The organism is Algoriphagus faecimaris (genome assembly GCF_900101705.1).
GTDB classification, from domain to species: domain Bacteria; phylum Bacteroidota; class Bacteroidia; order Cytophagales; family Cyclobacteriaceae; genus Algoriphagus; species Algoriphagus faecimaris.
This window is the reverse complement of the sequence record NZ_FNAC01000001.1, coordinates 39791-54930: the sequence shown is the minus strand read 5'-3', so window position 1 is coordinate 54930 and position 15140 is coordinate 39791. Positions and strand designations below refer to the sequence as shown.

Genomic DNA, 15140 nt, shown 5'->3' with positions numbered 1-15140 from the left:
AGGGAATTGAGCTGAATTTTGGGCAAATCAAAGAAAGACAAGGAATAGAAATCAAAAAAGCCATCTCAAATTTTGAGATGGCTTTTCATTTATATTGATTGATTAGTTGTTTCTTCCGTTTCCTCTAGCGCTTCCCGATGATCGAGCAGGAGCTTTTTTGGTGGAGGAGCTTCTAGCGGGGGAACTTACTCTGCTATTGCTTTTGGCAGGGGTGCTCACCCTAGAGTTGCTCCGAGAGGGTGCAGACTGTACTTTTCGCTGTGAGCTAGGGCTTGATTTTACCTGCTGCTGTCTTGTGGGAGCGGGTGCTCTCTTGACGGTACTGCTTCGAGTAGGCTGCTGAACTCTCACCGAGGTGGACTGACTACTTCTTGATGGACTGGATTTTACAGCTGGTTGACGGGAAGTAGTGCTTGGCCTATTGACGGTTTCTCGCTGACTAGGGGTAGTCCTAGTTTGCATTGATCTTCCATTTTGTCTTGGAGCTTCATAGGGCCTGCTTTCAAAGGTTTTGACATCTGTATTTCTAGGATTGCTATTTCTGTTTTCTAAAGTTCCTGATCTAGATGCACCCGAAGTGGTCCTGTTGGTTCCCGTGTTATTTCTCACTGATGGATTAGCTGATTGATTGGCTGGAGCTCGATCCATAGTTCTGCTTCGACTTGGTGTCACCGCTTCAGGCGCTCTTCTATTTCTGGCTTGATTAGCATCCAAGGTCCTAGAAGGTCTGGCTTCAGCAGTTCTACTTCTTTGATTGAGATCAGGTCTGTAAAGGTCGACGGTGTTTCTGCTTAGGTTTGCTCTGCCGGGACGCTCACTTTGTCTGACATTGTAGACATTTACGCGTCTTCTGGTGAGTTGCTCAACCTCGCGTCTGCTAGGACCAGCGGTATAGGTGTTGTTATTGTATACCACGGTATTGTTGATGATGGTGGTTCGATTAATAATTCTGACCCGAGTGCGGTGCGGTGCATAATACCTCCAGCCATAGGGATCATACATCCTGCGATGAGGCAGAAATACCCAATGCCTGCTTGGAATATTCACTCTCAGGGAAATACTCACTCCAGGACCCAAAGGTGCCCAACCGTAATATCCACCACCTGTTCTCCAACTCACCCATGCCGGCCCCCAGTCATATCCGGGAATCCAAGCCCAACTCTGATAGTAATTATCAAAATACCATCGACCATAATGAAATGGTGCCCAGCCCCAATCGTAATAAGAGACCCAGGTGTTACCAAATTCAGTCATGACCCAGTGCCCATTGGTGCCATAAGGATGAAAATCCCCATTGACAGCAGGAAGCCAGATATAGCCATGGTTGGCATCTCTGACCCAATCACCGTAAGGCATGAGCTCGTCATAAAATACCTGAAAAGATACGCCCCTAAAATTATCAGCAGTCGCATCTTTTGGGGAAAGCAAGCCCAGGGAAATAAATCCCATCATGAGCGCTGCTATCCATCGGGGGAGAAGTGTAGTTTTCATGGTTTCTTTGGTTTAGTTGGACAAATAAACTAGGACAGGTTTAGTGGTTGCTCTTACTTTATTAGATGCATTTTTCTGAATAAAGGATGCATGCATACTAAAACTAAAATCAAGCCAATTTTTCGATCTTCTTTAAAATTGATTCGACTTCAGTTAGTTTATCGTAAAAAATTTAATTAAGGTTCGATTAAAAAAAATACTATAAATAAAATAAGATCTAAAAAATACTAACTTAAATAAAAATATTAATTAAGTAATTCTAATCAAAGTAAAAATATCTATAAAGGATTCTTATGTTTCTTCAAAAACTTAACGTAAAATCCCTGTTTTTAGGTTTTTCCTTTTTTCTTAATTTTCTCTTAAGAATTTTCAGTTTATGGCTTTTTGGGTCATTTTTTCTAAAATCCAATTGGCTCCAGAGCCCGAGATTCCCGTGCTGGGAGAGCTACCTTGCCCTAGAATATCCTCGACGATCGACTTGATCAAAGGCTGCTGAATGTGGACTGGAAGTTCGAATTGAAAATGTATAGGTTGCTCATAGTCTTTGATCAGGGTAAATTCTCCTTTCCCAAAAGTCTCAAAACTGATTTGTCCCTCACTTCCTTCTATCGTCACTAGATCAAGTTGAGTGCTTTTGGCAGAGGTAAAACACCAATTGCCACTGCCTAGTATTCCGTTTTTGAAAGCAAAAACCCCGACAACCTGATCTTCTGCCTTATAAAGTCCGGCTTGATTGGTTTTGTAGCCATAAGCATGGCCGATTTTTCCGAAAAAGAACTCCATCAGATCCATTTGATGAGAGGCCAAATCGTAAAAATATCCTCCTCCTGAGATTTCTGGATTCACTCGCCAGTTGTTTTCCAACTGTGCGATGATTTCAGGTTCTGCCTCCTGTCGCATCTGAATATGCACTGTCCGAATTTTGCCGATTGCTCCCTGTTCGATTAATTCCTTGATTTTGACGAAGTGAGGAAGTGCTCTTCGATAATAGGCTACATAGAGGGCGACTCCAGCCTGTTCACAAGCCTCAATCATTTCCTGGCATTCGGCATAGGTACGCGCCATGGGTTTTTCTACGTAGACAGGCTTCCCTGCGGCAGCAGCCAGTTTGGTGTAGTGCAAATGCTTATGTGGGGGAGTAGCAATGTAAATGGCATTCACCTCTGGATCATTGATGAGACCCTCTGCATCCATATACCACTTGGGCACTTGATGTCGCTGGGCGTAATCCTTGACTTTGGCTTCATCCCGGCGCATAACGGCAACCAAACGAGAATTTGAAACCAAGTTCATCGCCGGAGCGGACTTAACTTCGCAGACATTTCCTACGCCGATGATACCCCATCGAACTTCCGAGTCTTGAAATTTCTTCATTATTTCCCTTTAAACCGAAGGCCGTCAATTACCAAGCTTAATCCTGCCTGAAACACAATTAGCCCTGCCGTTCCATACCAAAACCAAGGATCTCCGGAAAGTTTGTTGAGCCCAGCATCAATAGACATGGATAAGCCCGTACCAGTCAAAAGCAAGCCGCCTACAGACTGAACCCAATAGCGTATTTTTTTATTCATTTCTTTTTAGGTTAAAACACCAAAAGCCGCAATACACGGCTTTTGGTTGAATTGATAGGAAGAATTTAAACTTCAAAACCTGGGCGGTATTCTCTTCCGACAAACTGATTAGCTTCTTCCAAATTGGTGATCCGCATGTTTTCCCCGTCCCAAAGGAGCTTTTTGCGAGCGAAGAATTCCTGACGGCCTTGGGCGTTTTCTCTTCTGAGCATGTAGCTTCTTATCGCTAGATTTCCCATAAGAACAGTTTCTGTCATAGGTCCTGCATAATCAAAAGAAGAAGTAAGTCCCTGATGCTCAGTCGAGCCAAACCCTGCCTTACAAGCATCTACCCACAATCGCTGATGACCATATTCTCTTTCCAAACCTTCTTCATTTTGAGGCCCTTCTTCTTTGGTTCCATCATTAAGATAAAGCTTTGGCATCAAAGGAGAAGAATCATTGATATTCGTTGAAATAATTCCCTTTTCCCCGATGATCAAGACACCATTGGCCGAATTGGCTCCTCCGATATCTTCATTGGCTGGAATGATGTCAGGATGTGCAGGTCTGATTCCACCATCCATCCAAGTCATTTTGATGGGGCTTTTGCTTTTTTCTGTTGCCGAAAAATTCAGGGTGATGAATGAAGAAGCTGGACAGCCATCGGGATGATAATCCGGGGTCCACATCTGAGAAAAAACAGAGCCTACGGAGCACTCCGCATCCAATGGATAATGCAATCCCAGCGTTCTAAATGGGATATCAATTAAGTGGCATCCTACATCGCCCAAGGCTCCTGTACCATAAGCCCACCATCCTCTCCAGTTGAATGGGTGGAGATTTGGTGTAAATGGAATATCCTCTGCTGGCCCCAACCACAAGTCCCAATCCAAAGCATCAGGTTTGGCGCCCGGCTCAGGCTTTGGGAAAGGTCCACCCTGTGGCCATACAGGACGATTGGTCCATACTTCTACTTTGGAAACTGCCCCAATTCTGTCTTCATCCACCCACTGCTGTACGAGTTTGAGTAGGGGATTGGAACCGCCTTGATTTCCCATCTGAGTAACCACTTTTTGGGAGCGGGCCATTTCAGTGAGCATTCTAGCTTCTCTGATATTGTGGGTCATAGGCTTTTGCACATAGACGTGCTTTCCACGTTCCATGGCGTATTTTGCAGCAGGACCATGTACATGATCGGGAGTGGAAATTGTTACTGCATCGATATCAGTTTCCTTATCGAGCATTTCCCGATAGTCGGCATAGAGCTTGGCTTTTGGAAAGCGCTCTACGGAGCTTTTGGCGGAGCCGGAAAAATCTACGTCGCAAAGAGCAACTACGCGTTCTCTGCCTCCGACTGAAGCCAATTCTATATCGCTTGCACCTTTACCTCCTGCACCGATGGCAGCCAGATTCAGCTGATCCGAAGGAGCAGTATATCCTACTCCACCCAATACATGTCTGGGCACGATGAGGAAGGAGGATGCCATGGCGGCATTTTTGATAAATTCCCTTCTGGATTGGCCAGAGGATTCAGGGTTTTGTTTTTTCATAGGTTTAAAAAGGGTTTGTGTTCATTGGACAAGTTATTAATTCTTTTGAGCGAATGCCTTTTTTTGGTACCAAAGGTTAATTGTTTTCTTGAGCTGTCAGCTGTTTACTAGGTTCAAAGGAATCAAAAGGATAATCTCTTGGTAAAACCTCAATTCCCGAAGTGACTTTTAGCGGTGCTTTTCCTGCAAAAGTCATTTCTACAAAATAGGCTCGAAATCCTTGATCGGGGGATTTCATGAGCACTTCCAATTTCCCCTCAGCAGGCATGCTGATTTCTTCAGCCACCCAGTTGGGGCCGAATTCATCGACTCTGAAATCTCTGGAAAATTGATTGTAAGCCGACCAAAGTTTGACTGAAATCGGAAGCTGATCTTGAGGCGTTTCGATGATAATTTTTTCCTCGCTTACTTCCCAATGGTATTCGGGTCGATCTTGGTTATTCAGGACTGAGGTATAAAAGGAAATCAAATTGGGGAAGGCGTCGGATTCACGGAGATCATGACCAAAGTTGGGTACATATTGGATGTGTTTTTCTCCCTTTAAATCATTCCAATAAAACTCCCAGCTGTCGGGTTGGAAAAACTGGTCCCCAGCCGCATTGATTAGCAATTTTGGAATATCCAATTCATCCACAAAGGAATAGGGTTCGGTCAACTCCAGCATTCGGTCAAACTCAGGTGTACCCATCCATTCCATGATGCCTTCCCTCACATAATCATTTACCGCAGGAGCCCAGAAGCCATAATTTCTCCAATGATGTTGAAATGAGGGTTCTAGATTAAGCATGTCAATAACCACTGGGGCAATCCCAACCACGCGGTCATCGGTAGCGGCTGTAGTCCAAGTCGTCCATCCCCGCTTGGATGCTCCTCCGACGAAGAAATGCTTTAGCTCCAATTCATAATTTTCCTTCACCACTTCTGTCACTGCATCCATAGCCAATTTTACGGCTTTAGTCATCGGGAATCTTGCCAGCCAAATGGCATCCTCGTCTTTGGCTCCGCCTTCCAGAAATTTGCGCCAACCATAAGCAATAATCGCATCCTCGTAGCGCTCGCCAAATTCATCCCCAGTAAAGGTGATCGGCTGAAATGGTACATTGTGAATCTGAGCAACTACTGAGTTGGTCTGAAGTGATGCCTCTCTGATTAAAGCATCCGGCGCTGTAGGCATAGCAGTATCTTTACTTCCTCCTCCGATCCACATCATGCCAGTCTCAAATGCGGTTTCCTTGGGAACCATCAGCGAAACCCAATGCCACCATTCGGTTTCATCGACTAGGCTATCAGTCAGCCAATGTTGGGAATACATTTTCAAGACATGAAAATCCGCTTTTTCGCCAGGAGAAGAGTGGACCAGTTCAAATCGGAAGTTAGGATCAGTTGCCTGAACATAATTTTTGAGCATCTCCTCCTTCCGGGAAATTGGAGTATCGTTTTCTCTTTCCGTTTTGGCTGATTCGCAGGAAAAAATTCCGAAAAGTAAAGGTAATACCAGCGGAAAGATTGCTTTGGATAAATTATTGATATTCATAGTTTGAAGCTGAATTTGTACTGAAAATCTACTAATTTTAAAAACTGACTACAAGGTTTCAGTAAAAAAGCTTTTTCCCGATCAAAACTGTCAATCACATGCGTTTATCTCATTTTCTATTTATCTGCCTCTTTTCATTTACCGTATCGCTGCTTTCCGCTCAGGAAATCACATCTCCCGATGGGCAATTCTCCATGAGTTTTTCCCTAGATGCCAGTGGTGCTCCCACATATCGGCTCAATTTCAAAGATCAATCTATCATCGAGTCAAGTCGGTTAGGCTTTGATTTGGTCAATGATTCTGTGGACTTGCACATGGGTTTTCGGATTTTGGAGACTGAGACGACTATTCAAGATGAAACTTGGAATCCGGTTTGGGGAGAGGAAAGCAAAATCAGAAATCAATACGAAGAGCTCTTAGTCAAGCTTGAGCAGGTGTCAACAGAACGGAAACTGACCATCCGGTTTCGACTTTTTGACAGCGGATTGGGGTTTCGTTATGAGTTTCCTCTGCAGGAAGCCATGGGACACTTTGCCATTGCAGAAGAACTCACGGAGTTTGCCATGACTGGAGATCATACGGCTTATTGGATCCCGGGTGATTATGATACGCAGGAATATGACTACACCGAATCTAAACTTTCCGAGATTCGGGACTTGATGGTCTCAGCGATTACGCCAAATGCTTCCCAAACACCAATCTCAAAAACAGCCGTTCAGACCTCCTTGATGATGAAGTCAGATGAGGGGCTATACATTAATATTCATGAGGCAGCTTTGATCGACTATGCAGCGATGCATCTAGAGCTGGATGATGAACGAATGGTTTTTAGAAGTCATCTTACTCCTGATGCTCAAGGGGTAAAGGGGTATTTGTACACTCCTGCCCATTCGCCATGGCGAACGATCATCGTAGGCGAAAGTGGAGCTGATATTTTAGCTTCTCGAATCACGTATAATCTCAACGATCCCTCAAAAATCGAGAATACCTCCTGGATTAAGCCTATGAAATATGTGGGAGTTTGGTGGGAAATGATCACCGGGCAAAGCTCTTGGGCTTACACGGATGAGCTAAAAGCAGTAAAACTGGGAGAAACAGATTATTCTAAAGTCAAGCCCAACGGCAAGCATGGAGCTACTACAGAAAATGTGAAAAAATACATTGATTTTGCTGCAGAGCATGGATTTGACGGCGTATTGGTAGAGGGCTGGAATGAAGGTTGGGAAGACTGGTTTGGCAACTCAAAAGATTATGTATTTGACTTTTTGACACCCTATCCAGATTTTGATTTGGAGGGGATAGCCGCTTATGCAAAAAGCAAAGGCGTCCAAATGATCATGCATCATGAAACTTCTTCTTCCGTCCGCAATTATGAGAGACACATGGATGAGGCTTATCAGCTGATGAATGATTACGGCTATCCTGCCGTCAAAAGTGGCTATGTAGGAAATATGCTTCCCCGAGGTGAGCATCATTACAGTCAATGGCTGGTCAATCACTATCAGTATGCCTTGGAAAAAGCGGCTGAATTCCAAATCATGGTCAATGCTCACGAGGCGGTCCGACCAACTGGGGTTGCCCGAACTTGGCCTAATCTGATTGCCAATGAATCCGCACGGGGTACAGAATATCAGGCTTTTGGAGGAAATAAGGCTAATCATGTCACGGTGTTACCATTTACTCGACAGATTGGTGGCCCGATGGATTATACGCCGGGTATTTTTGAGATGGATGTGTTCAACGGATCACACGTCAATAGCACCTTGGCCAATCAGTTGGCGCTCTATGTGACGATGTATTCTCCGCTTCAGATGGCGGCTGATTATCCTGAAAATTACATGCGTTTTCCAGATGCTTTTCAGTTTATCAAAGATGTGGCTTTGGACTGGGAGAAGAGCATATACCTGGAAGCTGAACCGGGTTATTACTTGACCATCGCCCGAAAAGCTAAAGAAAGCGGAGAATGGTTTGTCGGAAATGTCAATGGATTCGAAGGTAGAACAGGGGAGGTCAAATTTGATTTTCTGGATGCAGACAAAACTTACCTTGCAGAAGTCTATTCCGATCAGGCTGATGCCCATTATAAAACCAATCCTCAGGCTTATGAAATTCGAAAAGTTGCTGTTGACAGCAAATCCATCTTGAAGCAATTTTCTGCCCCGGGAGGGGGCTATGCTATTCGGATTCGGGAGGCGAGTAAGGAGGAGTTGAAGAGCGTTAAAAAGCTAAAGTGAGTGCTAAAAGTGGGCGGTGGAGACACCGCCCACTGCGGCTAAATTCAAGGTAGATTCCAAATTGGTTTTAAGACAATGCCCTGCTCTAAGTGGAGATACCTCCCACTTCGAAAGAAACACCATTTATATGGGTCGGGACGGCAAACACGTCAACGGTGAGGGGATGGCCTTCATTTCCATTTCACTGTTTTAAATACAATTTGCTGATAATTGTCCTGCTCGTAAAGAATGCCTAGAGTGTTCTCATCCAGATTTACCAAATCAGAATAAGCCGTCCAAGCGTTTTTTTCAGCATTTTCCTTCGAGTCAATAAGAATGTCTTTGGTCCAGCTTTTTCCCTCATCATAGCTGATTTTGATCGTTAGAAAATTGCGTTCGTTTTCACTTGCAGCATTGGAATGAGCGAGGATGGTTTTTCCATCATTTTCTCCCAAATCCAAAATGGAAGCCTGACAGACTGGATCGGGGAGTTGGGACTCGAAGTAACTTTCATCCCAAGTTTGACCTCCGTCAGAAGAATACGATAGAATTCGCTTCCGAATATCTCCTTTTTGATTTCGACTGCTCATGATCATCCGACCATTGGATAATTCAGCGGCGATGGATTCATTGGAACCTCCAAAATTCACAGATTCAGAAATGTCGAAAGTCTTGCCATGATCATCTGTGAAAAATCCATGAGCCTGATAATCAGACCAATCGGAAATGGGATCACCGGCCGAATGATTGGCGGCCACGTAGATTCTACCTTTGTGAGGGCCATTTTGAAATTGAAAAGCATGTCCAGGAGTATTGGCATAGTGCCTCCAGTCTTCCGGAAAAGTATAATTAGGGTTGAAATCAGGGTTGTTGGGGCGATGAACCTGCGCGGTGATATTTTTGGGGGCAGTCCAGCTTTTTCCCAAATCAAAAGATTGGATCATCCAGGTTTCTCGAACTCCACGGTTCATCCGGATGTCATACTCATGATTATTTCCAGTGTTGTAAAACAAAAAAATGACCCCATCAGGATACTCGGGATTTTGAAGATCGACGACTGGTGCGGGATTGCCGGCTTGAAGACTATCGTAGTCAACCAAGGTTTCCAGTTGAGACCAACTTAGACCTTGATCTTTACTTCGCTTCATGACTAAGTTGATGTCCCCAAAATCATCGCTTCCATTTACGCGGCCTTCTGCAAAAGCGAGTAAATCTCCGTTAGCTAAATTGATAATAGCGGGGATTCGGTAAATGGCGTGTCCTTCTTTATCGGCCTCAAATACCAAAGTTTCCTGTCCCAAAAGAATTTGAGAAAAGCAAAATAGAACAAGGAGCATCAGGTTTTTTTTCATTTTGGGTCTAGGTTTCTATGATTTTAGAAAATGAAAAATAAAGGGTTTTGGACTGGAATTAATGCTTTCTTTTGATGAAAATTTAAAAAATGGGTTAATAAAGGGAAATTTGACAAATTTTTTTGGGTAAATAAACCGATAATCAAAATTTTATGGGATTGATCGATATATTCTCCAAATTTGAACTGCACTATGAAGGTATCCCAATGAGAAATTTGAAAAGACTACTAGTCGGCTTGGTTGCAGTTTTTCTTTATTCCTGTGAGAATCAAGAAGCCACGAAAGAGGAGCGGCCGAATATCGTTTTTATCATGTCTGACGATCATGCCTATCAGGCAATTTCAGCTTACAGTGATCATTTGATCGAGACGCCCAATATCGACCGGATCGCAGAGATGGGTATGCTATTTACCAATGCCACCGTGACCAATTCTATTTGTGCTCCCAGTCGCGCTACGATTCTAACGGGTTTACACAGCCATCTCAATGGCAAAATTGACAATGATTTTCCTTTTGACACCACCAATGTGACTTTTCCTCAGCTATTTCAAGATGCGGGATATCAGACAGCCATGTTTGGAAAGTTGCATTTTGGAAATAATCCCAAAGGCTTTGATCAGTTTAAAATACTTCCGGGCCAAGGAGCCTATTATAACCCGGACTTTATCACCAAAAATGAGGGGAATATTCAGGCCGAAGGCTATGTGACGGATATTATCACGGATATGACTTTGGACTGGCTCGAAAATGAACGGGAAGAAGAGGATCCCTTTTTACTTTTTTACCTGCACAAAGCTCCCCATCGCGAGTGGCTGCCTGCAGAGCGACATATAGCCGAGTTTACCGATAGGACTTTCGTGGAGCCTCCCACGCTTTTTGATGATTATTCAGGACGTGGAAGAGCTGCGAAAGAAGCCGAAATGAATCTACTCAAGCACATGAATTGGGCGGGAGATTCAAAAATTTATCCCGAAGTCATGGACGAATTGGGCATACCTGATGCTTCGGGATGGGATAAAGGAGCGTTTGAGCGGGAAGTGGGGCGATTAAATGCCTCTCAGCGCGCCAACTGGGATGCAGTCTATGGTCCGATGAATGAAGAATTCAAAGCAAACTATGCGGATATGTCTGAGGAAGATTTGATGCGATGGCGCTATCAGCGCTACATGCAGGATTACTTGGGGACAATTCAGGCGGTGGATGAAAATGTAGGTCGCGTTTTGGATTACCTTGAAGAAAATAATATGATGGAAAACACCATCATCGTCTATACCTCTGACCAAGGGTTTTATCTGGGTGAGCACGGGTGGTTTGATAAGCGATTTGTGTACGATGAATCTTTCAAAACCCCGCTTTTGGTGGCTTGGCCAGGGAAAGTGCAAGCTGGATCAAAATCTACTGAGATGGTTCAGAACCTGGATTTTGCCCAGACCTTTTTGGATGCAGCGGGCATTCCCGCTCCCGATCAGATGCAGGGGGAAAGTCTGGTTCCGCTTCTCACTGGAAACACCGAAAAGTGGACAAGAGATGCCGTGTACTATCATTATTATGAATACCCTTCGGTACATATGGTGAAGCGTCATTATGCCATTGTCACCGAGGAATATAAGCTAACCCATTATTATTTTGATGTCGATGAGTGGGAGCTAATTGATCGACTTAATGACCCGATGGAGCTCAAAAATGTCTATGATGATCCTGCTTATGCTGAAATTAAGGAAGAACTCCACACCAAGCTAGAAGGACTTCGTGAGAAATATGGAGACAATGCTCAGATTTCTCAGCAGTATTTGGATAGGTATCTTGATCGACTTGAGGAGACGCAGCAGTTTGGTGCTGCTAACAAGGAGGTGACTAGAAAAATCCTCGAAGATCGTAAAAAACAAGACGAATAGGATTCCAAGCCTTTAGTCTTCTCAATACTATTACCTATGAAGAAACTTGTAAATACTTCCCTTTTTGCGCTATCAATGGGCTTGCTTTTTTCTTGCAGTTCGCAGGTGGAAAAAACCGAAGAGCGACCCAATATCATTTTTATTATGTCCGATGATCATGCTTATCAGGCGATTTCCGCTTACGATAATTCTCTGATCGAAACGCCCAATATCGATCGCATTGCAAAAATGGGGATGCTTTTTACCCAAGCCTCAGTGACTAACTCGATCTGTGCGCCAAGCAGGGCCACAATTTTGACTGGGAAACACAGCCATCTCAATGGGAAAGTGGATAATCATTTTCCTTTCGACACGACCAATGTTACCTTCCCTCAGTTATTTCAGGAGGCGGGTTATCAAACGGCGATGTTCGGAAAGTTGCACTTCGGAAATAATCCAAAAGGCTTTGATCAATTCAAAATCTTACCGGGTCAGGGTTCTTATTACAATCCGGATTTTATCACTAAAAATGAGGGTAATGTTCAGGTAGAAGGCTATGTGACGGATATTATCACCGACATGACCTTGGATTGGCTGGAGAATGAGCGTAAGGAAGAGGATCCTTTCTTGCTATTTTATCTGCACAAGGCACCGCATCGGGCATGGCTGATGGCCGAGAGACATATGGAGGAGTTTACCAATCGGACCTTCAGAGAACCTGCTACGCTTTTTGATGATTATTCAGGAAGAACTTTTGCAGCCGAGGAGGCTGAAATGAATATTTTGGAGCATATGGGTTGGTCTGGGGATAATAAATTGTCTCCTGAGGTGACCAAAGCACTAGGATTGCAAGATGTCGGTGGCTATGACACGATTCGGTATAAGAACTTTTTAGACCGTTTTACTCCCGAGCAAGCAGAGAATTTCCGAAAATATTACGATCCGATCAATGAGAAATTCAAGGCAGAATTTGCTCAAATGAGTGAAGAAGATCAGATGCGCTGGAAATATCAGCGCTACATGCAAGACTATCTGGGTACCATTCGTTCGGTGGACGAAAACGTAGGGCGGGTGCTGGATTATTTGGAAGAAAACAATATGATGGAAAATACCATCATCGTGTACACTTCTGATCAGGGTTTTTATTTGGGGGAGCATGGCTGGTATGATAAGCGCTTTGTCTATGATGAAAGCTTCAAGACCCCACTTTTGGTAGCTTGGCCAGGTAAAGTAGCTGCTGGAACTCAATCCGACGAATTGGTTCAAAATCTGGATTTTGCGCAGACTTTTCTCGATGCGGCAGGAATTCCAAGTCCATCCGATATGCAAGGGGAGAGTTTGGTGCCTTTACTGACTGGCAATACTGAAAAATGGTCCCGCGATGCAGTTTATTACCATTATTACGAGTACCCTGCTGAGCATATGGTCAATCGTCACTATGCCATTATCACCAAAGAGTACAAGCTCATTCATTACTACTTTGTGGAGGACAGTTGGGAGCTGATCGATCGGATCAATGATCCTATGGAGCTCAAAAACGTCTATGATGATCCTGCCTATTCGGAAATCAGAGCAGATTTACATCTTCGATTGGAGGAGTTGCGAACAAAGTATCAGGATAATTCTTCCATCAGTCAGAAATACATTGATCGCCTGCTTGAGGATGCAAGGGATGGAAATGTGTGGGGAGTGGATGAAAAAAAGGTCAGCCAAATCGAAAAAAGAAGAGCTGCAATCGAATAAGTCAAAAGCCCATTCTGTAAAGTCTAGGTTTTTATTTAGGAGATAAAATCCGGAAAGGAAATAGGAAAATGTTTCGAATCAGGTCAAAAGAAAGCTCCACTGCAAATCCGAGCAAGCGGAAGGGAAGCAATATGATCCAGATGAGAGGGTAAAGGATCAAAGCTAAAATGGCTATCGGCCAACATAGAATTAGCAAGATCAACCAAAGGAGAAATGTCATCATAGCTATGATTTGTCAATCGATGTGCCAAGAATCTTAACACATTGAATATTAGTGATATATAGCCGTTTTTGTTTTGGCCAACTGTCCGAAATCAGACAGTTTTTCGCAGGAAATGAACGATTCTTTATGGCTTGATAAACAATTTGAAGCTAAGAGAATTCTATTCCTTATGAGGTGAAGCAATACATTTGTTAACTTGTCCATTCAATTCAAGCATCTCTTATGAAATTTAGAAAGTATCTTTTATTCGGAGCTTTGATCGGGTTTTATTCCTGTCAAGCCCCTGTAGAAAAGGAGAAAGAACCCTCTTCCAATGCTGAAACAGCTGTCAAAAAGACCTCTATTGCAGAGATTGAGGAGGGAATCAAGCAGTTTATCGCTGATAAAACTGTCGAGAATGAAGGTGTGTTTCCTGTCAAGGACGAGAATCATGATCTGCGAATGAAGCTGGTCAGAGTTCATACCGAATACCTTTCTAACCTAGGGCCGGAGTCTCATTTTGCTTGTGTGGATTTGGTGGATGAAAGCGGAGATGTCTATGACGTGGATTTTTTCATGGAAGGAAAACCCGGAGCGATGACGGTCACCAATACCACGGTACATAAACTCAATGGCAAGCCTTTTTACAGTTGGAAGCAAAATAAGGAAGATAAAACTTGGTATCGCGTGGCATTAGAAGAATCAACGAACAGTCTATTGGGAGTTATTGAGGGGCAGGACTTCTTCGAGTTTTATTATAATGCGTCTATCCCGAACCTAGACGGTCCGGCCAAGATGTGGGTTCCTCTGGCGGAGTCGGATGAATTTCAGGAGGTAAAAATCGAGTCAATATCTGTTCCGGGAAAGCAACAAAATTTGGAAGAGCAGATTTATGACAATACGCTACTATACATGGAGTTGGGGCCGGAAGATAGCGGAAAAGAGCTGGAGATTGTTTATTCTGTCAAGCGAAAGGAAAAAGGGCCTTACGAAGCCAATACTCCTGACCCAAATATATATTTAGCTTCCAATATTTTGATGCCAAAAGGTGGACGATTTGAAGAGATCGCTAAGGAGGCTTTAGGAGAAAAAATCAAGGAGAGTCATCTGATCCAAGCGCGTGTGCTGTACGATTACATTATCGATAATATGCGCTACATGAAGTTTGGAGATTTTGGAAAAGGAGATTCTAATTATGCCTGCGATTCAAAGACGGGGAATTGTACCGAGTTTCACAGCTACTTCATTTCCTTGGCGCGATCGGTAGGAATACCTGCCAAATTTTCCATTGGAGCTTCAATTCCTTCGGATCGAAATGAGGGAGGAATTGACGGCTATCACTGCTGGGCGGAGTTTTATGCTGATGGTAAATGGTGGCCTGTGGACATCTCTGAAGCCAATAAATACACGGCTTTGGCAACCTATTATTTTGGAAGACACCCGGCTAACCGAATTGAACTGAGTAGGGGGAGAGACCTTCAAGTAAGCCCAGGACCTGCATCAGGCCCTATTAATTTTATCGCTTATCCATACTTGGAAATCGACGGAGAAGAAGTAAAAGTAAATTCTACATTTTCCTTTATGAGAAAAGTCAGTAGTTAAAATTGGATTATTTATCCAATGTTTAA

At 43.7% G+C, this 15140-nt stretch carries 11 protein-coding genes; 4 read left to right on the top strand and 7 right to left on the bottom strand.

Going from position 1 to position 15140, the window contains the following annotated elements:
- Positions 1 to 102: 102 nt before the first annotated feature.
- From BLQ57_RS00245 to BLQ57_RS00225, 5 genes are all read right to left on the bottom strand, one after another.
- Entirely contained in the window at positions 103 to 1491 is a 1389-nt protein-coding gene (locus BLQ57_RS00245) for a DUF6600 domain-containing protein (protein WP_087937689.1), read from the bottom strand.
- A 369-nt stretch (positions 1492 to 1860) separates the two neighbouring features.
- Complete coding sequence (locus BLQ57_RS00240) at positions 1861 to 2865, bottom strand: Gfo/Idh/MocA family protein (protein ID WP_087940803.1); 1005 nt, start codon at positions 2863 to 2865, stop codon at positions 1861 to 1863.
- Positions 2865 to 3062 carry a hypothetical protein gene (locus BLQ57_RS00235; protein ID WP_087940802.1) on the bottom strand — a complete coding sequence of 66 codons (198 nt, stop codon included), beginning with the start codon at positions 3060 to 3062 and terminating at the stop codon, positions 2865 to 2867. The genes BLQ57_RS00240 and BLQ57_RS00235 overlap by 1 nt, the downstream gene beginning before the upstream one ends.
- Before the next feature lie 65 nt (positions 3063 to 3127).
- A complete protein-coding gene (locus BLQ57_RS00230; RefSeq protein ID WP_087940801.1) occupies positions 3128 to 4594 on the bottom strand; it encodes a Gfo/Idh/MocA family protein in 1467 nt (488 codons plus the stop codon).
- Between the two features lie 76 nt (positions 4595 to 4670).
- Positions 4671 to 6128, bottom strand: coding sequence for a PhoPQ-activated protein PqaA family protein (locus tag BLQ57_RS00225; RefSeq protein WP_087940800.1), 1458 nt, complete (start codon positions 6126 to 6128; stop codon positions 4671 to 4673).
- Between the two features lie 98 nt (positions 6129 to 6226).
- Here BLQ57_RS00225 and BLQ57_RS00220 point away from each other — a divergent pair, with 98 nt between their 5' ends.
- Positions 6227 to 8362 (top strand): glycoside hydrolase family 97 protein, encoded by a 2136-nt coding sequence (locus BLQ57_RS00220; RefSeq protein WP_087940799.1) that lies wholly within the window; start codon positions 6227 to 6229, stop codon positions 8360 to 8362.
- 170 nt (positions 8363 to 8532) lie between these two features.
- Here BLQ57_RS00220 and BLQ57_RS00215 read toward each other — a convergent pair whose 3' ends face one another.
- Positions 8533 to 9693: a sialidase family protein gene (locus BLQ57_RS00215; protein WP_087940798.1), complete on the bottom strand. Its 1161-nt coding sequence runs from the start codon at positions 9691 to 9693 to the stop codon at positions 8533 to 8535.
- Positions 9694 to 9899: 206 nt separating this feature from the next.
- Here BLQ57_RS00215 and BLQ57_RS00210 point away from each other — a divergent pair, with 206 nt between their 5' ends.
- Together BLQ57_RS00210 and BLQ57_RS00205 are read left to right on the top strand one after the other, a co-directional pair.
- Positions 9900 to 11588, top strand: coding sequence for a sulfatase family protein (locus BLQ57_RS00210; RefSeq protein ID WP_087940807.1), 1689 nt, complete (start codon positions 9900 to 9902; stop codon positions 11586 to 11588).
- 36 nt (positions 11589 to 11624) lie between these two features.
- Positions 11625 to 13310: a sulfatase family protein gene (locus BLQ57_RS00205; RefSeq protein WP_087940797.1), complete on the top strand. Its 1686-nt coding sequence runs from the start codon at positions 11625 to 11627 to the stop codon at positions 13308 to 13310.
- Positions 13311 to 13341: 31 nt separating this feature from the next.
- On the opposite strand, the gene BLQ57_RS00200 is transcribed toward BLQ57_RS00205, so the two are convergent.
- The gene (locus BLQ57_RS00200; protein ID WP_087940796.1) at positions 13342 to 13533 is read right to left on the bottom strand and encodes a hypothetical protein; all 192 of its coding nucleotides are present in this window, start codon (positions 13531 to 13533) and stop codon (positions 13342 to 13344) included.
- A 222-nt stretch (positions 13534 to 13755) separates the two neighbouring features.
- Between BLQ57_RS00200 and BLQ57_RS00195 the strand changes: the two genes are divergently transcribed.
- Positions 13756 to 15114, top strand: a complete 1359-nt coding sequence (locus tag BLQ57_RS00195) for a transglutaminase-like domain-containing protein (protein ID WP_087940795.1) — start codon at positions 13756 to 13758, stop codon at positions 15112 to 15114.
- Positions 15115 to 15140 lie beyond the last annotated feature (26 nt).

What these genes read in the sequence shown, in the direction of transcription:
- BLQ57_RS00200 (WP_087940796.1), bottom strand. Translation starts at nt 13,533, where the DNA reads ATGATGACATTTCTCCTTTGGTTGATCTTGCTAATTCTATGTTGGCCG.
- BLQ57_RS00235 (WP_087940802.1), bottom strand. Translation starts at nt 3,062, where the DNA reads ATGAATAAAAAAATACGCTATTGGGTTCAGTCTGTAGGCGGCTTGCTT.
- BLQ57_RS00240 (WP_087940803.1), bottom strand. Translation starts at nt 2,865, where the DNA reads ATGAAGAAATTTCAAGACTCGGAAGTTCGATGGGGTATCATCGGCGTA.
- BLQ57_RS00230 (WP_087940801.1), bottom strand. Translation starts at nt 4,594, where the DNA reads ATGAAAAAACAAAACCCTGAATCCTCTGGCCAATCCAGAAGGGAATTT.
- BLQ57_RS00215 (WP_087940798.1), bottom strand. Translation starts at nt 9,693, where the DNA reads ATGAAAAAAAACCTGATGCTCCTTGTTCTATTTTGCTTTTCTCAAATT.
- BLQ57_RS00220 (WP_087940799.1), top strand. Translation starts at nt 6,227, where the DNA reads ATGCGTTTATCTCATTTTCTATTTATCTGCCTCTTTTCATTTACCGTA.
- BLQ57_RS00225 (WP_087940800.1), bottom strand. Translation starts at nt 6,128, where the DNA reads ATGAATATCAATAATTTATCCAAAGCAATCTTTCCGCTGGTATTACCT.
- BLQ57_RS00195 (WP_087940795.1), top strand. Translation starts at nt 13,756, where the DNA reads ATGAAATTTAGAAAGTATCTTTTATTCGGAGCTTTGATCGGGTTTTAT.
- BLQ57_RS00245 (WP_087937689.1), bottom strand. Translation starts at nt 1,491, where the DNA reads ATGAAAACTACACTTCTCCCCCGATGGATAGCAGCGCTCATGATGGGA.
- BLQ57_RS00205 (WP_087940797.1), top strand. Translation starts at nt 11,625, where the DNA reads ATGAAGAAACTTGTAAATACTTCCCTTTTTGCGCTATCAATGGGCTTG.
- BLQ57_RS00210 (WP_087940807.1), top strand. Translation starts at nt 9,900, where the DNA reads ATGAGAAATTTGAAAAGACTACTAGTCGGCTTGGTTGCAGTTTTTCTT.